The organism is Streptomyces sp. NBC_01591, assembly GCF_035918155.1.
Taxonomy (GTDB): domain Bacteria; phylum Actinomycetota; class Actinomycetes; order Streptomycetales; family Streptomycetaceae; genus Streptomyces.
Genome location: NZ_CP109327.1, coordinates 3,197,193 through 3,220,105, shown reverse-complemented (window position 1 = coordinate 3,220,105; position 22,913 = coordinate 3,197,193). Strand labels below are relative to the sequence as shown.

14 protein-coding genes and 3 pseudogenes are annotated in these 22,913 nt (G+C 72.9%); 7 read left to right on the top strand and 10 right to left on the bottom strand.

Annotated features, from left to right (window positions below):
* Positions 1 to 334: 334 nt before the first annotated feature.
* Positions 335 to 1,843, bottom strand: a complete 1,509-nt coding sequence (locus OG978_RS14920) for a PucR family transcriptional regulator ligand-binding domain-containing protein (RefSeq protein WP_442817688.1) — start codon at positions 1,841 to 1,843, stop codon at positions 335 to 337.
* Positions 1,844 to 1,990: 147 nt separating this feature from the next.
* Between OG978_RS14920 and speB the strand changes: the two genes are divergently transcribed.
* Together speB and OG978_RS14910 are read left to right on the top strand one after the other, a co-directional pair.
* Positions 1,991 to 2,959, top strand: a complete 969-nt coding sequence (gene speB, locus OG978_RS14915) for an agmatinase (RefSeq protein ID WP_326765700.1) — start codon at positions 1,991 to 1,993, stop codon at positions 2,957 to 2,959.
* A pseudogene (locus OG978_RS14910) lies at positions 2,956 to 3,399 on the top strand (thiamine pyrophosphate-binding protein); the annotation flags it as partial. The gene speB and the pseudogene OG978_RS14910, both read left to right, overlap by 4 nt.
* 97 nt (positions 3,400 to 3,496) lie before the next feature.
* On the opposite strand, the gene OG978_RS14905 reads toward OG978_RS14910, so the two are convergent.
* Positions 3,497 to 3,871, bottom strand: coding sequence for a hypothetical protein (locus tag OG978_RS14905; RefSeq protein WP_326765699.1), 375 nt, complete (start codon positions 3,869 to 3,871; stop codon positions 3,497 to 3,499).
* A gap of 170 nt (positions 3,872 to 4,041) precedes the next feature.
* Here OG978_RS14905 and OG978_RS14900 point away from each other — a divergent pair, with 170 nt between their 5' ends.
* On the top strand, positions 4,042 to 5,013 hold the full coding sequence (locus tag OG978_RS14900; RefSeq protein ID WP_326765698.1) for a serine hydrolase: 972 nt from the start codon (positions 4,042 to 4,044) through the stop codon (positions 5,011 to 5,013).
* A 152-nt stretch (positions 5,014 to 5,165) separates the two neighbouring features.
* Complete coding sequence (locus tag OG978_RS14895) at positions 5,166 to 8,921, top strand: ABC transporter ATP-binding protein (protein ID WP_326765697.1); 3,756 nt, start codon at positions 5,166 to 5,168, stop codon at positions 8,919 to 8,921.
* Between the two features lie 22 nt (positions 8,922 to 8,943).
* On the opposite strand, the gene OG978_RS14890 is transcribed toward OG978_RS14895, so the two are convergent.
* Positions 8,944 to 9,441: a hypothetical protein gene (locus tag OG978_RS14890; RefSeq protein ID WP_326765696.1), complete on the bottom strand. Its 498-nt coding sequence runs from the start codon at positions 9,439 to 9,441 to the stop codon at positions 8,944 to 8,946.
* Between the two features lie 276 nt (positions 9,442 to 9,717).
* Here OG978_RS14890 and OG978_RS14885 point away from each other — a divergent pair, with 276 nt between their 5' ends.
* Positions 9,718 to 10,089, top strand: a complete 372-nt coding sequence (locus OG978_RS14885; RefSeq protein ID WP_326765695.1) for a hypothetical protein — start codon at positions 9,718 to 9,720, stop codon at positions 10,087 to 10,089.
* Between the two features lie 104 nt (positions 10,090 to 10,193).
* Entirely contained in the window at positions 10,194 to 11,663 is a 1,470-nt protein-coding gene (locus tag OG978_RS14880) for a S28 family serine protease (RefSeq protein ID WP_326765694.1), read from the top strand.
* 62 nt (positions 11,664 to 11,725) lie between these two features.
* On the opposite strand, the gene OG978_RS14875 is transcribed toward OG978_RS14880, so the two are convergent.
* The gene (locus OG978_RS14875) at positions 11,726 to 13,591 is read right to left on the bottom strand and encodes a glycoside hydrolase family 3 protein (RefSeq protein WP_326765693.1); all 1,866 of its coding nucleotides are present in this window, start codon (positions 13,589 to 13,591) and stop codon (positions 11,726 to 11,728) included.
* Positions 13,592 to 13,780: 189 nt separating this feature from the next.
* Positions 13,781 to 14,647: a LysR family transcriptional regulator gene (locus OG978_RS14870; RefSeq protein WP_326765692.1), complete on the bottom strand. Its 867-nt coding sequence runs from the start codon at positions 14,645 to 14,647 to the stop codon at positions 13,781 to 13,783.
* Here OG978_RS14870 and OG978_RS14865 point away from each other — a divergent pair.
* A pseudogene (locus OG978_RS14865) lies at positions 14,604 to 14,834 on the top strand (EamA family transporter); the annotation flags it as partial. The gene OG978_RS14870 and the pseudogene OG978_RS14865 sit on opposite strands and share 44 nt — an antisense overlap.
* Before the next feature lie 46 nt (positions 14,835 to 14,880).
* Here OG978_RS14865 and OG978_RS14860 read toward each other — a convergent pair.
* The 5 genes and pseudogenes from OG978_RS14860 to OG978_RS14840 form a co-directional block, all read right to left on the bottom strand.
* The gene (locus OG978_RS14860) at positions 14,881 to 15,669 is read right to left on the bottom strand and encodes a sugar phosphate isomerase/epimerase family protein (RefSeq protein WP_326765691.1); all 789 of its coding nucleotides are present in this window, start codon (positions 15,667 to 15,669) and stop codon (positions 14,881 to 14,883) included.
* A 239-nt stretch (positions 15,670 to 15,908) separates the two neighbouring features.
* A pseudogene (locus OG978_RS14855) lies at positions 15,909 to 16,152 on the bottom strand (AfsR/SARP family transcriptional regulator); the annotation flags it as partial.
* 212 nt (positions 16,153 to 16,364) lie between these two features.
* Positions 16,365 to 19,283, bottom strand: a complete 2,919-nt coding sequence (locus OG978_RS14850; protein WP_326765690.1) for a helix-turn-helix transcriptional regulator — start codon at positions 19,281 to 19,283, stop codon at positions 16,365 to 16,367.
* An 81-nt stretch (positions 19,284 to 19,364) separates the two neighbouring features.
* Entirely contained in the window at positions 19,365 to 19,556 is a 192-nt protein-coding gene (locus OG978_RS14845) for a hypothetical protein (RefSeq protein WP_326765689.1), read from the bottom strand.
* Positions 19,557 to 19,664: 108 nt separating this feature from the next.
* Entirely contained in the window at positions 19,665 to 22,688 is a 3,024-nt protein-coding gene (locus OG978_RS14840) for a type 2 lanthipeptide synthetase LanM family protein (RefSeq protein WP_326765688.1), read from the bottom strand.
* Positions 22,689 to 22,913: the final 225 nt, after the last annotated feature.

Here is a 22,913-nt window from a genome sequence, read left to right as displayed (position 1 = left end):
GGGCGCTCGAAGCCCGCTTCGAAGATCGCGGCGCTCCTGCGCGCACCGGCGCGAACCCCGGTCGCGTACTGAGAACGTTCACGCGTACGCACCCGGGCCGCTGAGCAGGACCTGCGGACCGCCGACCCGGCGACCGCGCTCGCCCCGCTGCACCTCACCGACGACGGCCCTCGCACCCGGCCGGGCGCAGACCTCCCTGCTCAACGGGGGCCCGGGCGCGCTCGGCGCCCTGCTCACCGCCACCCACGGCGCCCCGCGCGACTGGCTGCCCTGCCTCGGCCTGCGGTAGCGAACGTCCGCGCGCTCCTCGCCCCGCTCACCACACCCGCGCTGATCACCGCACCCGTAGCGCGAACCACAGCTCCGTCCGTACGTCCATGTCGTCCAGGTCCGCGTCCAGCAGGGCCGCGCAGCGGGCGATGCGCTGGCGGACCGTGTTGCGGTGGATCCGCAGGGCCGTGGCCGTGCGGTCCCAGCTGCCGTGGAGGCTCAGCCAGCAGCGCAGGGTCTCGGTCAGGGGCTCGGTCAGCGGGGCGAGGAGGGCGCGGGCGTGCGCCTCGGCGCGGTCCGGAGGGATCAGCGCGGCCAGGCCGGCCCCGCCGTCGGCGTGGTGGTGAGCCAGCGGGGTGCGGGTGGCGACGGCGCGGCCCAGCGCGCGGGAGGCCTGGTCGTCGGCGAGGTCGAGGGCCGTGATGGGCGCGGGGGCGGACGCGCCGAGCGTCCAGCCGGGCTGCGGGGTGATCCGGTCGGCGCCGGGGATCAGTACCCGTACGGCGTCACCGCCCCGGCCCGCGTCGACCAGGGCCGAACCGAGGGCGGCGCCCAGCGCCCCGGTGGTGAGCGGGTCGACCGGGCCGTCGCCGCTGCGGCGCGCGTGCACCACCGTCCACTGCTCGGCACCACCGAGCAGCGGCGCGACGTCCTGCGGGTCCGCGCCCAGCAGCATCCGTACCAGGGCGGCCGACCGGCCCGCGGCGTCCGCGCCCTGGTGCGGGGCGGTCAGCAGGGAGAGCAGGACGACCGCGACTCCGGCGACGGTGTGGTCGCCCGCCTCGCGCCGGTCCGTCGCCAGCGCCAGGACGAGCCCCTGCCCGCCGCCCAGCGCGTACGCGGACAGATGGGTGTCCCGCAACGTGTCGGTGGCGGACATCGGGGCGGGGCGCGCCCCGGCGGAGACCACCCGGACGAGCCTGGCCAGCGCCGCCCCGACATCGGAAGCGGGGCGGCGGCCGGAGGCGTGCAGCACCTCGCCGTCCGCGGAGAGCAGCGCCGTCCGGCCCTCCAGCTGAGCCGCCAGCTGGTGCAGCACCGCCGGGACCGGGTCCGGCCGGGCCGCAGCCGTGGCCAGGGCCTGCTGGGCCCGGGTCACCCGGCGCAGCTCGCGGTGCCGGGCCTCGGCCATCAGCCGCCACACCGCACGGGCGATCGCCGTGAACGGGGTCTCGGGCGGCACCTCCAGCAGCGGCAGACCGTGCCGGTCGCACGCCTCGATCAGCGCCCGCGGCACCGTGTCGAACACCGGCGTCACCCCGAAACCGAGCGCCGCCGCCCCCGCCTCCACCAGCCGGGCCACGTACGCGTCCGGGTCCTTCAGCTGCACCCCGGCGCTCAGCAGCAGCTCACCGCCGAGCAGATACGGGTACGGGTCGGCCATCTCCGAGGTGTGCACCCACAGCAGATCCGCCTCGGCCGGACCCGCGATCCGGTGCAGCCCCAGCTCTTCGTGGGCGAGCAGCTCGCTGAGCGGGATCGGGGGAGTGGGAGGAGCCGAGGGAGCGGAAGGGGAGAGGGAAGCGGGCGGGGTGGGCCCGACCAGGGATTCCGGCATGGATGGTCCATCCATAGGTGACTTCGATTATGGATGAAACGTACACTTCAGTGCCGCCTGCGGACCACCTACCGTCTTCACCATGTACGACGTGCGCGCGCACGTGACACAACGCGCGCACCGCCTCAGCGTCACCACGCATCGCAACAAGAAAGGCACCCCATGAGCAGCAACGAAACGCCGCGCGGTCCGATCGACTCCTCCCGCGTCCCGCGGTACGCCGGACCCGCGACGTTCGCCCGGCTGCCCCGCCTCGACGAGGTCGGCACTGCCGATGTCGCCGTCGTCGGCGTGCCCTTCGACACCGGTGTCTCCTACCGGCCCGGCGCCCGCTTCGGCGGCAACGCGATCCGTGAGGCCTCGCGCCTGCTGCGCCCGTACAACCCGGCGCAGGACGCCTCGCCGTTCGCACTCGCACAGGTCGCCGACGCCGGTGACATCGCCGCGAACCCGTTCAACATCAACGAGGCCGTCGAGACGATCGAGGCCGCGGCCGACGACCTGCTCTCCACCGGCGCCCGCATGATGACGCTCGGCGGCGACCACACCATCGCGCTGCCGCTGCTGCGTTCCGTCGCCAAGAAGCACGGCCCGGTCGCGCTGCTCCACTTCGACGCGCACCTCGACACCTGGGACACCTACTTCGGCGCCGAGTACACCCACGGCACCCCGTTCCGCCGCGCCGTCGAGGAGGGCATCCTCGACACCTCCGCGCTCTCCCACGTCGGCACCCGCGGCCCGCTCTACGGCAAGCAGGACCTAGACGACGACGCGAAGATGGGCTTCGGCATCGTCACCTCCGCCGACGTCATGCGGCGCGGCGTCGACGAGGTCGCCGACCAGCTGCGCCAGCGCATCGGCGACCGGCCGCTCTACATCTCCATCGACATCGACGTCCTGGACCCGGCGCACGCGCCCGGCACCGGCACCCCCGAGGCCGGCGGCCTGACCTCCCGCGAGCTCCTCGAAATCGTCCGCGGGCTGTCCTCCTGCAACCTCGTCTCCGCCGACCTGGTCGAGGTCGCCCCCGCGTACGACCACGCCGAGATCACCTCCGTCGCCGCCTCCCACACGGCGTACGAGCTGACGACGATCATGTCCCGCCAGATCGCAGAGGCCCGTACGAAGTGAGCCACGGCCACCACGACGAGCGGCCGCGGCTCACCCCCGAGCAGATCGCGGCCGCCCTGAACCCCCCGGCCGGACGCAACGGCGGCGACCTCGTCGTCGAGACCCTCCAGGGCCTCGGCGCGACCACCGTCTTCGGCCTGCCCGGCCAGCACGCGCTCGGCATGTTCGACGCGCTGCGCCGCTCCTCGCTGACCTACATCGGGCTGCGCGTCGAGAACAACGCGGGCTTCGCCGCCGACGCGTACGGCCGCATCACCGGGGAAGTGGCGCCCCTGCTGCTCTCCACCGGACCGGGCGCCCTCACCTCCCTCGCCGCGCTCCAGGAGGCGGCTGCCGCCTCCGCCCCCGTGCTGGCGATCTCCAGCCAGATCCCCGTCGCGGGCCTGGGCGGCGGACGCCACGGCCACCTGCACGAACTGCGCGACCAGAAGGCGCCCTTCGGTGGTCGTGCTCCCGGCCCTGCTGAGGATGTTCGAGCCGACGCATCTGTAGGCATCGGCCCGCTGCCCGCCCGCGTACCCGGCTCCGGGCGCGGGTTCATCGGCGGGGCGGGTGCTCCTTCGCGATGAGCGCCGCCTGTTCCTCCCTGCCCCGGTGGAAATCCGGCCGCTCGTCGACGTTGAGGCTGGTGGGTACGTTCTTCGCCGGTGGCAGGAAGTCGGTCAGCGACCGGAAGACCGGATCGGCCGCCGCTCCCTGACCGCGGATCCGGGCCTGCACCAGGTAGTGGACGATCTCCCGCAGGGGCTCTCGCAGATGGGGTTCCGGCCGCGCGGCGGCCTTCTCCGCGACTCCCGGCTGTCCCAGCCCATGGTGTTCGTTCTGCGCGAGCCTCTGCAGGGCCGCGACCGCCGCGTAGAGCCGGCCGCAGCGGTATGCCTCGGAGTGCCGGACCGGCTGAGCGCTCGTCAAGATTCCCCCTCGATGCAATGTGCCGGGTCGCACCCGGTGACCGATACCCGCGCGTGACAGGCGACGAACCGCACAGCCCGGAATGCGCAACTTTCAGGCCGGTCATGAGTCGTTACTCACGGGTGCGCCGGCAGCGCACCGTACCGATCCACTCATGGGGGACAAGCCGCATGAAAGAACAGCCCTGCATATCCCGTCGCGCAAAGGCCGCGCTCTCCGTCGCGCTCGCCGCGGGCGTGCTCGCACCCGTGGCGCTCGGCGCCGCGCCCGCCGCGGCGGCGACGCCGACCGTGAGCTGCACGTCCGGCAAGGCCGGGCTCGCCGCGAAGCTGTCGAAGGACATCACCGCCGCGCTCAAGGGCCGGAAGTCGACGACGGCCGTGGCGCTCTACGACCGCAAGACCAAGACCAACTGCACCCTGCGGGCGACGACGAAGTACGACTCCGCCAGCGTCGTGAAGGCGACCGTGCTGGCGACGCTGCTCTGGGACAACAAGAAGCACAACCGCTACCTCACCCAGCGCGAGATCAACCTCGCCACGGCCATGATCACCAAGTCCGACAACAACGCGACCACCAGCCTGTGGAAGCAGCTCGGGGTGACCAAGGTCAAGGCGTTCCTCAAGGCCGCCGGGATGACGCACACCGTGCCGGGCTCCGGTGGCTACTGGGGGCTGACCCAGATCACCGCCCAGGACGAGCTGCGGCTGCTGACCCTGCTGACCGCCAAGAACTCCGTGCTGAGCGACAACTCGCGCTCCTACGAGCTGGGCCTGATGCGCAAGGTCGTCTCCTCGCAGCGCTGGGGCACGCCCGCCGGAGCTCCGTCCGGGGTGACCGTGCAGGTCAAGAACGGCTGGCTGCCGCGTGCCACCCACGGCTGGCGGGTGCACAGCATCGGCGCCTTCACGGGCAAGGGGCACGACTACGGGATCACCGTGCTCACCCAGGACAACAAGACGATGAACGACGGCATCAACACCATTCAGGCCGTCGCCCGCGCGGTGCACAAGGACCTCGACCCGGCCGTCGCCGCGAAGACGACCTCGACCATCGCTCCGCCCGCCGCCCCGCAGGAAGCGGTGCCCGCGGTGCCGGAGGCCCCGGCGGTACGGATGCTCACCGCGACGCCGCGGTCGTAGCCGACGCCCGAGGAACCCGGCCGTACGCAGGTCGTAGGCAGGACGTCGCGCCGGCCTACGACCAAGGGCCCGTCTTTTGTGACGGCGGGATGAAATCCGCTGCCCACCGCGTTGGTGCCTTCCGGTAGAGCAGGTCGAACGGGGAGGCACCGGTGACGGACGCAGGGGACCCACAGAGCGTGACGCAGGCCCCGGGATGGGCCCGGCGGCTGTGCGGGTACGCATGGCGCTACCGGCGCAATGTGCTGCTGGCGCTCGGATCGTCGCTCGCCGGCATGGCGGTGATGGCGCTCGTCCCGCTGATCACCAAGGTGATCATCGACGACGTCGTGGTCGGCCACACCCGGTCCCTCGCCGTCTGGACCGGGCTCCTCATAGCCGCGGCCGGGCTCGTGTACATAGCCACGTACATCCGCCGGTACTACGGCGGCCGGCTCGCCCTCGACGTGCAGCACGATCTCCGTACCGAGATGTACGGGACGATCACCCGACTCGACGGCAAGCGGCAGGACGAGCTGTCCACCGGCCAGGTCGTCGGGCGCGCCACCAGCGACCTGCAACTGATCCAGGGGCTCCTGTTCATGCTCCCGATGACCATCGGGAACGTACTGCTCTTCATCATCTCCCTGGTGATCATGGCGTGGCTCTCGCCGCTGCTCACCCTGGTCGCGATCGCCGTGGCCCCCGCCCTCTGGTTCATCGCCCGCCGCTCCCGCTCCCGGCTCTTCCCCGCCACCTGGTACGCCCAGGGGCAGGCCGCCGCCGTCGCCGGAGTGGTCGACGGGGCCGTCTCCGGGGTCCGGGTCGTCAAGGGGTTCGGGCAGGAGGAGCAGGAGACCGGCAAGCTGCGCGAGGTGGGGCGGAAGCTGTTCGCCGGACGGCTGCGGACGATCCGGCTGAACTCCCGCTACACCCCCGCTCTCCAGGCCGTCCCCGCGCTCGGCCAGGTCGCGATGCTGGCCCTCGGCGGCTGGCTCGCCACCCGGGGCGAGATCACCCTCGGTACCTTCGTCGCGTTCTCCACGTACCTCGCCCAGCTCGTCGGACCGGTCCGGATGCTCGCCATGGTGCTCACCGTCGGACAGCAGGCGAGGGCCGGCGTCGAGCGCGTCCTGGAACTGATCGACACCGAGCCGACCATGAAGGACGGCACCAAGGACCTCCCGGCGGACGCCCCCGCGAGCGTCGAGTTCGACGACGTACGGTTCGGCTACGACCCGGAGCGCCCCGTCCTCGACGGGTTCTCGCTGACCGTCGAGCCCGGCGAGACCGTCGCCGTCGTCGGCGCGTCCGGCAGCGGGAAGTCCACCGTCTCGCTGCTGCTGCCCCGCTTCTACGACGTGACGCACGGCGCCGTCCTGGTCGGCGGCCACGACGTCCGCGAACTGACCCAGCAGTCCCTGCGCGCCGCCATCGGCCTCGTACCGGAGGACAGCTTCCTGTTCTCCGACACCGTCCGCGCCAACATCGCCTACGGCTTCCCCGACGCCACCCAGGAACAGATCGAGGAAGCGGCCCGCGCCGCCCAGGCCGACCGGTTCATCGCGGACCTGCCCGAGGGCTACGACACCAAGGTCGGCGAGCACGGACTCACCCTCTCCGGCGGCCAGCGCCAGCGCGTCGCGCTCGCCCGCGCCATCCTCACCGACCCCCGGCTGCTCCTCCTCGACGACGCCACATCCGCCGTCGACGCCCGCGTCGAGCACGAGATCCACGAGGCGCTGCGCCAGGTGATGGCCGGGCGGACCACCCTGCTGATCGCCCACCGCCGCTCCACCCTCGGCCTCGCCGACCGGATCGCCGTCCTGGAGAACGGCCGGCTCGCCGACATCGGCACCCACGAGGAGCTGGAGCGCCGCTCCCCGCTCTACCGGCGGCTGCTCACCGACCCGGACGAGCTGGGCGGCACCTCGCCCGGACACCAGCGGCTCACCACCGCCGCCGACACGACCACCGAGGGCGACCGCGCACTCCAGGAGGAACTGGACGCCGAGTTCGACGCCGAGCGCGGCATAAGCCCCCACCTCTGGGTCCGCAAGGAGGAGCCGCGCGACACCGGGGCGGCCGGCATGCCCGCCACCCCCGAGCTGCTCGCCCAGGTCGAGGCGCTGCCGCCCGCCACCGACATCCCCGACATCGACGAGGCGCGGGCCGTCGGCGCCGAGGACTCCTACGGGCTGCGCAGGCTGCTGCGCGGCTTCGGGCTGCCGCTGCTGGTGAGCCTGGCACTGGTCGCGGTCGACGCGGGCGCCGGTCTGCTGCTGCCGGTACTGATCCGGCACGGCATCGACCAGGGCGTCTCGCAGCTCGCGCTCGGCGCGGTCTGGGCGGCGTCCGCGCTGGCCCTCGTGGTCGTCCTCGTGCAGTGGGCCGCCCAGATCGGCGAGACCCGGATGACCGGCCGCACCGGCGAACGGGTGCTGTACTCACTGCGGCTGAAGATCTTCGCGCAGCTCCAGCGGCTCGGCCTGGACTACTACGAGCGCGAGCTGACCGGCCGCATCATGACCCGGATGACGACGGACGTGGACGCGCTGTCGACGTTCCTGCAGACCGGACTGGTCACGGCCTTCGTCTCCGTCGTCACCTTCTTCGGCATCATGGTCGCCCTGCTGGTCCTCGACGTGCAGCTGGCCCTCGTCGTCTTCGCGACGCTGCCGGTGCTGGTCATCGGTACGTTCTTCTTCCGCCGCAAGAGCGTCAAGGCGTACGAGCTGGCCCGCGAACGCATCAGCGTCGTCAACGCCGACCTCCAGGAGTCCGTCTCCGGGCTGCGGATCGTGCAGGCGTTCCGCCGCGAGCGCGACGGCGCCGACCGGTTCGCGGGGCGCAGCGACCACTACCGCGAGGCCAGGGTCCGCGGTCAGTGGCTGATCTCGGTCTACTTCCCGTTCGTGCAGTTGCTGTCGTCGGTGGCCGCGGCCGCCGTCCTGATCGTCGGTGCGGGCCGGGTCGACAACGGCACGCTCACCACCGGCGCGCTGGTCGCGTACCTGCTCTACATCGATCTCTTCTTCGCCCCGGTGCAGCAGCTCTCCCAGGTCTTCGACGGCTACCAGCAGGCCACCGTCTCCCTCGGCCGGATCCAGGAGCTGCTGCGCGAGCCGACCTCCACCGACGCCGCGGACGAACCGCTGGACGTGCTGTCGCTGCGCGGCGAGATCGCCTTCGAGGACGTGTCCTTCGCGTACGGGAGCGGAGACGACGCCGAGGAGGCGCTCGTCGGGGTCGACCTGCGGATACCGGCCGGTCAGACGGTCGCCTTCGTCGGCGAGACCGGCGCGGGCAAGTCCACCCTCGTCAAGCTCGTCGCCCGGTTCTACGACCCCACGGGCGGCCGGGTCACCGCGGACGGCACCGATCTGCGCCGCCTCGACCTCACCGCGTACCGGCACCGGCTCGGAGTCGTACCGCAGGAGGCGTACCTCTTCGAGGGCACGGTCCGCGACGCCATCGCCTACGGGCGGCCCGAGGCCACCGACGCCGAGGTGGAGGCGGCGGCGCGGGCGGTCGGCGCCCACGACATGATCGCCACCCTGGACGGCGGCTATCTGCACGAGGTCGCCGAGCGGGGCCGCAACCTCTCGGCCGGCCAGCGCCAGCTGATCGCGCTCGCCCGCGCCGAACTCGTCGACCCGGACGTCCTGCTGCTCGACGAGGCGACCGCCTCGCTGGACCTGGCCAGCGAGGCCCTGGTCAACCAGGCGACCGACCGGCTCACGGGCCGCCGCACCACCCTCGTCGTCGCCCACCGGCTGACCACGGCCGCCCGCGCCGACCGGGTCGTGGTGATGGACCACGGCCGGGTCGTCGAGGACGGCACGCACGACGAACTCCTGGCCAGGGAAGGGCACTACGCCGTGCTGTGGCGCACCTTCATCGGGGAGGACGAGCCCGCCGGGGTGTGACCCGGCGGGCCCGCCCGCCGGGTCACTGGCCGATGCCGGAGATCTTCCCGGTCTGCAGGTCCGAGCGCACGGTCAGGTACGAGTACGTGGGGTGCTTGCCGCCGCTCCAGGTGAGCCGCACCGTCGACCAGGTGTGTCCGGCGGCGCTGTCGCCCGGGGTGACCCGGAAGGCGAGCGGGGTGTTCTGGGCGCGGAGCACACCGTCCGCGTGGTTGCGCTGCTCCCAGGTGTTCAGCTGGGAGCGCAGATGGGGAGTCAGGTAGAAGGTCCGCAGGGCGGTGGTGAGTCTGCCGCCGTCCTCCGCCATGACGGCGTCGATGTAGGCGCCGTAGAAGTGGGCGACCTGCTGGTAGGCGGGGGCGCCGATGTCGCTGCGTGCCGACGCCGCGGTCGCCGGGGCCTGCGGGGCCGCCGCGACTGCCGGGACCGCGGCGACGGCGGTGAGGAGAGCGGAAGCGAGCAGCGTCCGGCCGACGAGGAGCCGGCCGCGGGGGCCCTGTGCGTTGCGGAGTTGAAGCATGACAGTTCCTGCCTTTCGTGTGGCTCTGTCCTGTTGGAGTCATGCTGTGACGATTCGGTTGCGCCAGGTATGGAGCGCGCCGGATGCAACCTTCGGACGGCCTCCTGCGTCGTACGCATGTATGCATGTGCGTCACGCAGGGGCGTAAGTGTTCGACTGGTGATGGAGTTGCTGGTGATCAAAGGGACGGAAAAGTCCGGAAAGGTCGAATTGTCAAACTGGGGTGGCGGCAGAGGCGGAAGCAGAAGCGGGGCCGGGAGCCGTGACGGTCGCCGGATGCTGGTTCGCTCGATCGTCATGCCACTGGTGGCCGCCCTCGGCCTGGTGATCGGCGGTCCCGCGGACGGCCGCGCCGACGCCGCGACGGTCTGCGCCGGACGCCCCGCCAAGACGGTCCCGTTCAAGACCGGCGAACTGCGCGTCTACAAGAACCGTTCGTACGCCTGCGCGCTGGCGGTCGCCAAGAAGCCGGGCCCACGCCGCGCGATGTCCGTGACGATCCAGGCGCGTGGCGGCAGCCCTGTCGTCGACAGCGGCAAATACACCAAGCAGGCCGGCCCGGTGACGGTCCATGCGCTGAACCGGTGCGTCAGGGCCTCGGCCAAGATCTCGGGGAAGTCGGGCTCCACGGGCTGGATTCTCTGCTGACCCACGGGCCGGACACGTGGTTCCTCCATGCCGACCGGGTCTGGCGGCACAGGTGTTGCCCCCGCTAGGTTCACGACGAATGTTGTGACTCCTGGGGAGGGCGTATGCGCAAGGCGTTCAGAGGGTTCCTGTCGCTCGCGGTGCTCATCGGTACAGTGGGCGCGACGGGTGCCTCGGCCGGGGCGGCCACCGCCGCGGAACCGGCGACGTTCCGGAGCGGGTCCGTCAGCGACGACGCCACCGGCACGGACATCAAGGACCGCATCCTGGCCATCCCCGGGATGAGCCTCATCGAGGAGAAGCCCTACGCGGGCTACCGCTACTTCGTCCTCGGCTACACCCAGCCGGTCGATCACCGGCACCCGTCCAAGGGCACCTTCCAGCAGCGCATCACCCTGCTGCACAAGGACACGTCCCGCCCGACGGTCTTCCACACCAGCGGATACAACGTCTCCACGAACCCCAGCCGTTCCGAGCCGACCCGGATCGTCGACGGCAACCAGGTCTCCCTGGAGTACCGCTACTTCACCCCCTCCCGCCCGGCGCCCGCCGACTGGTCCAAGCTCGACATCCGGCAGGCCGCGAGCGACCAGCACCGCGTCTTCACCGCGCTGAAGCGGATCTACACCAAGAAGTGGCTGACCACCGGCGTCTCCAAGGGCGGCATGACGGCCACCTACTACGAGCGCTACTACCCCGAGGACATGGACGGCGTCGTCGCGTACGTCGCGCCCAACGACGTGGTCGACAAGGAGGATTCGGCCTACGACCGGTTCTTCGAGAACGTGGGCACCAAGGAGTGCCGCGACCGGGTGAACGCCGTCCAGCGCGAGGCGCTGGTCCGCCGTGAGCCGCTGGAGAAGAAGTACCAGGAGTACGCCGCCGCGAACGGCTACACCTTCGACACCACCGGCTCGCTCGACAAGGCGTACGAGGCCGTCGTCATGGACTACGTCTGGGCGTACTGGCAGTACAGCCTGCTGTCCGACTGCGACACCGTCCCGGCCGACGCCGAGTCAGCCCCCGACCAGGCGATCTGGGACTCCATCGACTCGGTCTCCGGCTTCTCCACCTACACCGACCAGGGCCTGGAGCGGTACACCCCGTACTACTACCAGGCGGGCACCCAGCTCGGTTCGCCCGACATCCGCCAGCCGTGGCTCGGCGGCCTCAGCCGGTACGGATACCAGCCGCCGCGCACCTTCGTACCGCGCTCCATCCCGATGAAATTCCAGCCGCCGGTGATGCGCGACGTCGACAACTGGGTGAAGCGGCACGCCAATCGGATGCTGTACGTGTACGGGGAGAACGACCCGTGGGGCGCGGAGCGCTTCCGGCCCGGTGCGGGCTCCCGTGACAGCTACGTCATGACCGTGCCCGGCGGCAACCACGGCGCGAGCGTGGCCGGGCTCGCCGAGGAGAACAAGGCGAAGGCCACCGCGGCCATCCTGCGCTGGGCGGACGTCGCCCCGGCCGCCGTGCGGGACGACCCGGCGAAGGCGAAGCCGCTCGCGAAGTTCGACGCACGGCTCGACAAGCGGGACGTGCTGAACGAGCGCGGGCTGCGCCCGTAACCGTTCCGCACACCGGGGGAGGGGCTGGGCGTCGCGCGCCCAGCCCCTCCGTGCTCCGCTGCCTAGTACGTCAGCCCGTAACCGACCGGGTGCAGCACCTGGGCCGGGTCGTCCGCGCGCTGTACGGGGACCGGAAGGGTGCCCTGCGGTTCGGCGCGGCCCGCGATCACCCGGGCGGCGGCCCGCAGTTCGACATCGGTCCACGAGTACGTGGCCACGTTCGCCGCGAACCCGGTCCCGGCCAGCTGGGCGATGTCGTACGGATTGCGGATCGCGACCGTGATCACCGGGATGCCGGTCGCCGCCAACGCGCTCACCAGGGTGCGCTGCGCGCTGGTCGCCGAGACGTTGTACGTCGCCACGACCACCGCGTCCTTGCCCCGTGCGGCCGCCACCGCCTCGTCGATCTTCGCCTTGGTGGGGGCGGTGCCGGTGGACAGCGCGGTCGCCGCGTACCCCAGTTCGCCGAAGGCGGTGGCCAGCGTGGTGGTCGGCGGTCCGGTGGTGCCGGACGGGGAGGCGGGATCGGCGCCGACCACGAGCAGGTTCTTGTGGGAACGGCGGGAGAGCGGCAGCACCGCACCGTCGTTGGCGAGCAGCGTGGTGGTGCGCTCGGCGATCCGGTCGGCGGCGGCGAGGTGCGAGCGGGTGCCGACGGTGCGGTCCACCCCCGCGTGGCTGACGAACGGGTCGTCGAACAGCCCGAGCTTCGTCTTCAGCCGGAGGATGCGCAGGATCGATTCATCAATCCGGGCCTCGCTGATCTCACCGCTCTTCACGGCCTCCAGGACGGCGTTCCAGGAGACGTCCAGGCTCGGCGGGTTGAGCAGCTGGTCGACGCCGGCCTTGAGGGCGAGGACCGGCACGCGCTCGTCGCCGTACTTCGTCCGCACCCCCTCCATGCCGAGCGAGTCGGTCACCACGACACCGTCGTAGCCGAGCTCCTCGCGCAGGATGCCGGTGAGGATCGGGTGGGACAGCGTCGCCGGGTCCTCGGCCGGGTCCAGGGCCGGGACCACGATGTGCGCGGTCATGATCGAGTCGATGCCCGCCGCGATCGCGGCCCGGAACGGCGGCTCGTCCAGCTCGGCCCACTGCTTCCGGGTGTGGCCGATGACGGGCAGGCCGGTGTGGCTGTCGGTGCTGGTGTCGCCGTGGCCCGGGAAGTGCTTGGCCGTCGAGGCGATCCCGCTGCTCTGGTACCCCTTCACCTGCGCGGCGACCATGGCGGCCACGGACTGCGGGTCGGAGCCGAAGGAACGCACGCCGATCACCGGGTTGGCCGGGTTGACGTTGACGTCGGCGTCCGGGGCGTAGTTCTGGTTGATGCCGATCGCGGCCAGCTCGGCGCCCGCGATCTGCCCGGCCCGGCGGGTGTCGGAGCGCGAACCGCCCGCGCCCAGCGCCATCGCGCCCGGCATCAGGGTGGCGGGCTCGCCGACCCGGCAGACGATGCCGTGCTCCTGGTCGGTGGAGACGAGGAGCGGCAGGGGGGTGGGGCCGGCGAGACCGGCGCGCTGGATGCCGTTGGAGAGGTCGGCGATCTGGTGCGGGTCACGGGTGTTGTGCGCCCAGGTGAAGTAGATGATCCCGCCGACGTGGTACCTGGCGATCATCTCGGCGGCCGTGCGGACCCCGATCTCGGCCATGTTGGCGTCGATGTCGGCCTGGTCGGGGTCGGTGGCGGAGTGCCCGTACACCCGCATCACGAAGAGCTGCCCGACCTTCTCCTCCAGGGTCATCCCGGAGATGATCCGCTTGAGGCGCTTGGTGGTGGCGGCTGAGTTGTGCTGTCCACTGCTGGGTCCGCCGCTCGCGGACCTCTGGGCGGCGATGGCGCCGGGGGCGACGCTCGCGCCCGTGACGGCGACGACTGCCGTCGCGGCGGTGGCGGTGAGGAGGGTGCGTCTGGAGGGGCGGTGGTGCACGTGAGCTCCTTCGGCCGTACTCGGGGACGAGGGGTGGTGAAAGAAACTTCCAAGGAGCACGGATATCCAGAAAATAACTTCCGGTCAAGGGTCCGGACCGTTTTGAGCCGGTGCGGCGTGGCAGAGGAAGCGGAAAGGCCCCGCTTCATCCCTTCCTCATCCCTGCCTCGCCCCTGTCTCGGCCCTGCTTCAGTCCTGGCTCAGCCCCACCGCGGTCCCGTGCGCCCGCAGCGCGGACACCGCCGCCGTGATCGCGGGCCGCCGGGCCGCCTCCGTACGCCACAGCGCGTACAGCCTTCGCACCGGTACGGGGTCGAGCGGCACCGCCACCACTCCCGGCGGCAGTTGCCCCCGGCCCAGGCGCGGGATCATCGCGACCCCGAGGCCGGCGGCGAGCAGGGCCAGCCGGGTGTGGTTCTCCTCCGCCTGGTGCCGGATGTCCGGCTCGTAACCCGCCGTCCGCAACGTCCGTACGAGCCAGTCGTGGCAGACCGTCCCCGGCGGCTGGCAGATCCACCGCTCCCTCGCCAGCTCCTCCCGTCGCACCGCGTCCCGCCCGGCGAGGCGATGCCCCTCGGGCACCAGCAGATCGCAGCGGTCGTCACCGATCACCGCCTGCGCCACGCCCTCGGGGGCGGGCAGCGGGGCGATGTCCCAGTCGTGCGCGACCGCCAGATCGATCACGCCCTTGGCCACCAGGTCGACCGAGAGATGGGGATCGACCTCGGTCAGCCGGACCTCCAGGGCCGGATGGTCCCGGTCCAGCTCCGCCAGCACCCCGGGCAGCAGCCCGCGTGCCGCGGACGCGAACGCGCCGATCGACAGCCGCCCGGTCGGCAGCCCCCTGCGCTCCTTCAGCGTCGTCTCGGCGCGCTCCACGATCGCCAGCAACTGCTGGGCCGTCGCGGCCAGATGGAGCGCCTCCTCGGTCAGCGCGATGCCGCGCCCGCGCCGCTCGAGCAGCGTCGTACGGATCTCCCGCTCCAGCTTGGTGATCTGCTGCGAGACCGCCTTCCTGCTGCGCCACCACCCGGCCTCCTCGGTGGCCCCGTTCACCCTGCTCGTCCCGGTCTTCGGGATGTCCTCGGCCGTGCTGCTGCTGGGCGAGTCGGTGAGCCCGCTGCGGTGGTGCGCGGCGGCGCTGCTGGTCGGCGGGGTGGCCCTCACCTCGCTGGCGGGGGTGCGGCGACCGCGCACCCCGGAGCCGGATTCCCCGGCGCCGGCTCCGGCTCCGGAGGCGGCGCGGGACGCCTGAACGCGCCGTGCCGGCTACGGCTCGCGCGCGCCGCCTACTGCTTGGGCGCGCCCAGCCGCAGCAGGTGTTCCCGCCCGGCGGCCAGCAGCCCCGGCAGCTCCGCCGCGTCCGGGTGCCAGCGCTTCTCGTACTCCCAGCAGACCCAGCTGTCCGGGTCCAGCGTGTCCAGGCAGGCCCCCAGCGGCAGCACCCCGGCCCCCAGCGTCAACGGCTCGGTGTCCTCGGCCGACGCGATGTCCTTCACCTGTACGTAGCCCAGGTACGGGGCCAGCACCGCATGGCTCGCGGCCGGCTCCTCGCCCGCCAGCCAGGTGTGCATGATGTCCCACAGCGCACCGATCTGCCCGTGCCCGACCGTCCCGACGACCCGGGCCACGTCCGCGCCGCCCCGGTGCGAGTCATGGGTTTCCAGCAGGATGCGTACGCCCTTGTCGGTGGCGTGCGGAGCGGCGGCGGCCAGCCGCCGGGCGGCGTTCGCGTCGGCCTCGGCGGGGTCCAGGCCACCGCCGCCCGGGAACACCCGGACGTTCTGCGCGCCCAGGTCGTGCGCCAGGTCCACCAGCCCGGCGAGCTCCTCCAGCACCGGCGCGTCGTCGCCCTCGGCGGCGGCCCGGACATACCCGGCGACGGTCAGGATCTCGACGCCGCCCTTCTTGAACTCCTCGACGACAGCGGCCCGTTCGAGCGCCGAGATACCCGGGTGCACCGGCTCCTCGGGGTGGGCGCGCAGCTCCACCCCCTGATAGCCGTGCCCGGCGGCGAGCCGGACGACATCGGCGATGGGCAGCCCCGGCACTCCGAGGGTCGAGAAGGCGAACTTCACCTGCGTGGTCCTTCCGTCGTCGGCGTCCTGCCCCCGGCCCTCAGCAGGTTTCCCGGAGCAGCTGCTCCAGACTACCCAGCAGCCTCAGCGCGTCCGCCCGCTGACGTGGACCCCGCCGACATCATCCTCCGCCCCGACGGCGAGGTGGTCCTGGTCGACTTCGAGTACGCCACCGATCTCGACGACGAGGACACCTTGCCGGCCGGCGCCCCCGGCCTCCAGGCCCCGTACGGCACCAGCGGAACTGATGTACACCTGAAGGTTCTTGCGCGCCGTACGGGGCGGTGCGTCCGGCCACACCGCGTCGGTGAGCACGTCCACCGGTACCGGCGTGTTGGGTCGGCTGAGCAGCATGGCCAGGACCAGCCGCTGTTTGCGCGGCCCGAGAAGCAGCGGTCGCCCGTCCCGGTGCCCGGAGAGCGGGCCGAGGACCGAGAGGCTGAGTGCACCGGTTGACGGGGTACGGGCGGGGAGTCGGGTCATGGACGGGCCTCCGAAGAACCGGGGGACGGGGGTGGCGGGCTGCCGGTCGCACCCCTGAACGGTCCGCCGGTGGCAGCGGCCCCCACATCGGTGCCGGACCCGTATGTTCCGTACCGCCACCCGACCAAATCCGCCCCGCGCCCCCATGTTGGGCCCGCACACCCCCAACACCCCCGCCCCGCCCCGCTGCCCTGTACCGGCCGCGCCCCGTGTCAGTCGCGTTCCGCCGCGCACTCGGCGGAGAACTCGCAGAGGGCCGCCCGGTCCGCGCGCCCCGTCTTGTTCAGCAGGCTCGCCATGTGCTTCTCCACCGTGCGCGGCGAGATGGACAGCCGCCGGGCGATCTGCTGGTTGCCCGGCCGCTCCGCCAGCAGGACGAAGACCTCGTACTCGCGCGGCGTCACACCGCTCGTCCGCAGGGGGGCCGGTATGCGGTCCCAGCCGCCCCGGTGCTGCCCGACGCTGGCCCCCGCCTGCCGCAGCGCAGCCCGGCACGCGGCGGCGACCGGCTGGATGCCCGCCCCGTAGAAGTACTCCTCCGACGCCCGCAGCCAGCTCACCGGCTCGCCCCACTTCTCGGTGAGCGCCGCGCCGGCGACCAGCCGCAGTCCCAGATGGCGGGCGAGCGGAAAGGCGACGGCGTCGGCGACGGCGGACCGGACCGTCCGGGCGGCGCGGTCCGCGTCACCCTCCCGGCCGTGCAGGACGCCATCGGCCAGTCGCAGGAACAGTTGGTTCCAGGCCAGGTCCGCGCCGGGGCTCTCCAGCATCGCGTCGAGCTCCGCCCGGCCGTCCCGGCCGTCGAGTATGCGCAACAGCGGACGCAGGCCGTAACGCCCGCTCAGATAGAAGAAACTGGGGTGCTCGCGCTCCCAGGCCAGCGAGGCGTCCAGGTCGGCCAGCGCGCGCTCGCGGTCCTCCTCCAGCAGCGCCGCGAAGGCACGGCAGAGACCCAGTTGCAGCGGGACGAGCAAGGACTCCTCGCCGCCCGCCCGGCGGAACCGGACCATGGCCCGGTCCAGGTCCCGTCTTCGGCCCCGGTGCGCGGCGAGCGTCGCCGAGGCCAGCAGCAGGTAGCGGTGCGCCCCCAGATTGCGGACCCGGGCGCTGGCGGCCACCGACCGCTCGATGATCTCGTGCGCCCCGTCCCACTCGCCGCGCATCACCGCGTTCATGGCGAGCAGCCCGTCCACGGTCTGGGTCGGCACCAGCGCGCCCAGCGACTCCGCCGCGGTGCGGGCCGTCTCCAGCCGGGCCGGATCACCGGTGCGCATGAACGTGTTGGCGCCGAGCCGGACCAGCGCCTCCACCCGCCACACCGGCAGGGCGTGCTGCTCGGACACCGCGAGCATCCGCTCCAGACACGTGTCGGCCTCGTCGAAGCCGCGCTCCCGGGACAGCAGCGCCAGTAACTGCCATGCCTGGCAGGCGACCACGGGAAGGTTCCGCTCCTCCGCGACGGCGGCGGCCCGGCGCGCCGCCTCCTGCGCGCGCCCCTGCTGCCCGTGGTCCGCACGACCGGGCAGCAGGGCCAGATGACCGTCCACCACGTCGAGCGCCGCCTCCTGCTCGGGGCGGACGGCCGTACCGAGAATGCTCCGCGCGGCCCGGATCTGCCCGGCCGCCTCGTCCACGCGTTCCGCCATCACGGCCGCCCAGGCGATCCGGATGTGGGTCTCCCCGCGCTGCTCGGAGGCGTCGGAGAGCGGGGGCACCGGGGGAAGCTCGGCGGTCAGCGCCAGGGCCGTGTCGAGCTCCCCGGCCTCGGCATGGGCGACGGCGAGCGATTCCGTGATGCTCCTCAGATCGCCCTCGTGGGCGAGCGAGCGGGCCCGTTCCAGCAGGATGACGGCGGAACCGGACGCGCCCGCGGCCAGCATCCGGCGGCCGACGGCGGCGAACTGCCGGGCGGCGCCGTTCCTGTCGCCCCCGGCCAGTTGCAAGGTCGCCATCAACTGCCGCTGTTCGTCACCGAGTTCGTGCACCACCGCGGCCAGCGACAGGGCCGCGCGACGGGCCGTGGCGGCCCGCTCGGCCGGTGCCAGCGAGGCCACCACCGCCTCGGCGGTCAGCGCGTGCCGGAAGGTGTAGCGGTCGGGGTCCGCCCCGTCGGGGGCGATGATGTTCGCCTCGACGGCGGAGCGCAGATGGCTGAAGAGCGTACGGTCGTCGAAGCCGGTGATGGTCTGGAGCACGGTGACCGAGAACCGGCTGCCCAGCGTGGCCGCGCACAGGAGCAGCTCGCGCACCGGCTCGTCGAACCGGTCCAGCCGCCGCGACCAACTGCGCACCACCCCGGTCGGCACCGACGCGTCCGGGTTGGCGTGCTCCTCCCACCGGTCGCCGGCCCGGCGCAGCTGGCCGGAGTCGAGCAGATCGGCGAGCAGCACCTCGACCAGGTACGGATTGCCGCCCGCCCGGCCGGCCAGCCGTTCGTGGGTGGACTGCGGCACCTCGTCCGGGGCGGCCTCCAGGCACGAGGCGGTCATCTCCCGCACGTCCGCGTCGCCGAGCGGTGCCAGCTCGCGCACGGTGGCGACCTGCCGCTGCTCCGCCGAGCGCACCAGGTCGAGTGCGGCACCGGGCTCCGGACGCAACGTCCCCAGCAGCAGCACCGGCAGGTCCGCCACGTTGTCGATGACGTACTCCACCACCGCGATCGTCTCGGTGTCGGAGTCGTGCAGGTCCTCCAGCAGGATCACGCAGCCGTGGTCCTGGCCGAGCACCGACAGCAGCCGCAGCAGCGCCTCGGCCAGCTCGACCACCGTCTCCGGATAGCCGGGGGAGGAACCCTGGCGCCACTCCGGCACCAGCCGGGCCAGGGCCGGACGGTACGGGTCCAGCTCCGGGTCGCTGGGCGTACCGGCCGCCCGGAACCGCGAGGACAGCGCCTCGATCAGCGGGCGGAACGGCACCACGAGCCCGGTCGACGTGGCCCTGCCGCGCAGCACCGGCATGCCCCGCTCGTACGCCCGGTAGGCGCACTCACCGGCCAGCCGGGATTTGCCGATGCCCGCGTCCCCGACGAAGAAGACCGCACGCCCCGAACGCCGCGACGCGGTGTCCAGGGCATTGCTCAGCAGGCCGGTCTCAGCGACACGCCCGACAATCACCGACGAAGTGGCACGCATGGACGCAGGCTACTCGAGCCACTACCCACCGGTCAGTGCGTCAAATCGCCTGATTCGAAAAGGAATTGGTGCCAGTCGGCCTCAGACCCAGGTCATGGTGGTCCACGGCAGGTCCGAGGTGCAGCCGGTGTTGCTGTCCGCGGCGCTGAGGATTCTGCTGCGCAGACCGAGTCTGCCGCCCGCACCCAGGGCGATCCTGCCTGCGGGGTGCTCGTCGGCGACGTCGTTCATGAACTCGTTGGCGCGGAAGGCGGAAGCTTCGGTGGTCTGCATGGTCTCTGCCTCTTCTCGTGGGAGGTTGTCGTTGCGTGAGCGGTGCGATGAGACGTGTACGACGCGGTGGTACGTGAGCGGTGCGGGGTACGGGTGTGGTGCGCCGGCTCAGGGGGTGGGTCCGGCGAGCAGCAGCAGCGACGGCACCCGGTCGGGGAAGCCCGCCCGCAGCAGCCCGTGCCCGATCCCCGCGAGGCCGGTCAGCAGCCCCGGATGCGGCACCTGGCCGGGTGTTCCGCAGCGCGGCTTCGTCCGGCCGGCCGCCGCGAGCAGCGCCCCGGCCCGCTCCACCCAGCGGGTGCGCGCGCTCGACGGCTCGCCGTGGCGCAGGAGTTCGAGGACGCCGAGTTCGCCGTGGCACAAGCTGTCGTCCGGCGGCGGTTCGGCCAGCGCGATGTCCGCCGCCGCCTCGCGCGCCCAGGCGGACAGCAGCGGGTCGGCCTGCGCCGCCGGGCTGTCCAGCACGGCCAGCGCCACGCCCGTCCGGCCCCGGCACCAGGAGACATCGCAGTCCACGGCGCCGGTCGCGGCCCGCAGCGCGGCGAGCCCCGAGGCACGGTACGGCTCGCCGCCGCCCGCCTCGGCGAAGCGCAGCAGCGCCCAGCCGACCCCGGCGGCCCCGTCGGCGAATCCCGGTGCGGCGGGCAACGGCGCCTCGCGCAGCAGACCGGCGCAGCGTTCCGCCCCGCGCCACACGTCGGCCCGTCCGGTGGTCCGGTACCCGGCGAGCAGGCTGACCAGCCCGCCGGCCGTGCCCCCGCGCACCCCGTAATCGCTCTCGGCGGCTGCCGCAGCACCGGTCAACCGCAGGGCGGGCGACACCAGTTCACCGAGGCGCGGGTCGTCCAGCGTGTCCGAGACCTGGGCCAGTACGTACGCGATCCCACCGAGCCCGGCGAACGCGCCCGAGCCCACCGGCCCCAGGTCGTCCGGGCGCGAGTGCAGCGCGTCCAGCAGCCCGGCGAGGGGCGCCAGCGCGTCCCGGGCAGCCGTGGCGTACCGGTCCGCCCCGGTGAGCGCGGCGAGCTGGGCGAGGAAGCACGCCGTACCGGTGTAGCCGCCCGCCATGTCGGCGGCCATCGGCCCCAGCCGCCAGTAGCGCTCGCCGAGCAGCTCCAGACCGATCCAGTTCAGCCGGGTGGACCCGGAGTAGGCCTGGGACACCAGTTCGTCGCCGACCGAGCGGGCCGCCGCGAGCAGTTGCTCCGGCTCCGGCGCGGTCGCGGCCGTACGGGCCCGGCGCGGACCGGGACCGGACGCGTGGGCGGGCTTGCGGGAGGTGGTCACCATCGCGGCGCGGATGATCCGCTCCTGGTCCTGGCGGTCCACCGTGTCCATGGCCGCCAGCTTCTCCCGGACCAGGGACAGCCCCGTCCGGGCGAGCGTTCCGGGCAGCCGCAGGCCGGTCCCGCTCCACAGGTCGGTGCGCTCGGGCAGGGCGGTGAACAGGGGCACGTCCCCCGACCAGAGCTGGGCGATTTCCTCGTCCAGCAGGCCGGGCAGCGCGGAGGAGCCCAGGACGTCGGTGCCCAGCAGCGCGAGCACCTCGTTCCGTTCGGCGGCGTCCTTCATCAGGTCCGGGTGCGTGGACTCGTCCAGGAGCGACGTGTAGACCCAGGTGGGCCGCGCCACCACCCGCACCTCGTCGCATGCGAACTGATCCAACAGCCCTCCGGCGCAAAGGAGTTCGGTGCGGGCTTCCTTGATCGCGGTGTACCCGGCGCGGAATCCGGCGCACAGCGCGCGGGTGAAGGCGGACGGGTCGGCGGGCGTTCCGGTCAGCCGGGGCCGGTTCGCCGACCCGCCGAACCGGGCCGTCCGGCGCACCAGCCGCATCCGGTCGGTCCCCGCGTCGGCCCAGCCGACGCTGCGCACCGGGGATTCGCCCGCCTGCCCACCGCCGATCCCGGACATGTCGAGCACCGTCTCGTCCCCGACGAGCAGCTGAGGCAGCAGCCCCACCCGGTGCACCGAGCCGTGCAGGGCGCGGGCCGCCGGATCGTCCGAGGCCGCGGCGGGCAGCGGCGGGTGGAACAGCGTCTCGACGTCGACGAGCACCGGGTGCTCGCCGTCCGCGATCAGGTTCTCGTGGTGCAGGTCGGTGCCGTCCAGCGCGTGCAGCAGGGCCAGCAGCGCTCCCTGGCGCCGGTAGAAGGTCTCGACCTGACGGGCCGAGCGGCAGGGCCGTTCCGCGACGAACTCCACCCAGCCGTACGGCCCCCGGTCCAGCAGGGCGAGCGTACGGAGTCCGGGCGTGCCGGGCAGCGCGTTGAACCACTGGACCAGTTCGTTGAAGTGCCGGTGCGCGGCGAGCGGGCGCGGCTTGTAGACCAGCCGGGTGCCGTCCTCGAACCGGAGCAGCATCACGGTCCGTCCGCCCCGGTGACCGTCCCCGGCGCCGGGCTCGACCCCCACCAGCCGGCCGGCCCCGGCCTCTTCACCCCGGGACTCGTGGCCGCCCGGCAGCACCGGACGGTCCGCGGCGAACCGGACGAGCATCTCGGCCAGCGCGGCGGCGGCGTCGATCGCGGTACGCGCCAGGATCCGGGCCAGTACGGGGTACGCGGTGAAGAGCGCGGTCAGTCCGGACCGGGCGCCGGTCAGCCGCAGGAAGTCCGTGAACCGGTCCTCGGGAGCCTCCCCGGTGAGCCGCCCGTCCTGCCGCGCCGTGTGCAGTTCCAGGACCAGGGTCCGGGCGGCGAGCCGCGCGAGCCGCCTGGCCAGGTGGCGCTCGAAGTCGTCGCGTACGGCGTCCAGATCGGCGCACGGGCTCAGCCGCCGAGGCAGACCGTCCAGCATCCGTCGCGCCGCGCAGGCGGTGAACGGGGCGAGGACGCATTCGAATCCGCGCAGCCCCGGCCGGTCCTCCTCGTCGGCGATCACCGCCGTCCCGGGGGCGGCGGAGATCGCGTCCTGGACGAACACCGCCCAGTCCGGGGCGCGTTCGGGCACCGCTTCACCGGTCAGCGCCGGCCGCCACCACGAACCATCGGCCCAGGAGGACCCGTCCGCCGCCGACCGCTCGGCCTCCAGCAGGCCGACCGCATCGGCGGAGGAACCCGCTGCCGCGGCCGGACGTGACGCGGAAGAGACGCCCAGCCGTTCGCCGCCGCCCGCATGAATCTCCGCCATCGCACCTCCTCGGTCCGGCGCCGGCACCACCGGTCCGCCGGGTCCCATACTTCCGGCGGAGGCCCCGGCGGACATGGGGGCAACGCCCCCATCTTTTCCGCCCGTGACCGAACGGGTCCCGGAACGGGTCCCGGCACGCCCCCGGTCGGAGGCCGGAGCCAGCGCCTGGAGGCCGGAGCCAGGGCCCGAAGCGGCCACACCCGGACGTACCCGCGGGTGGAGCGC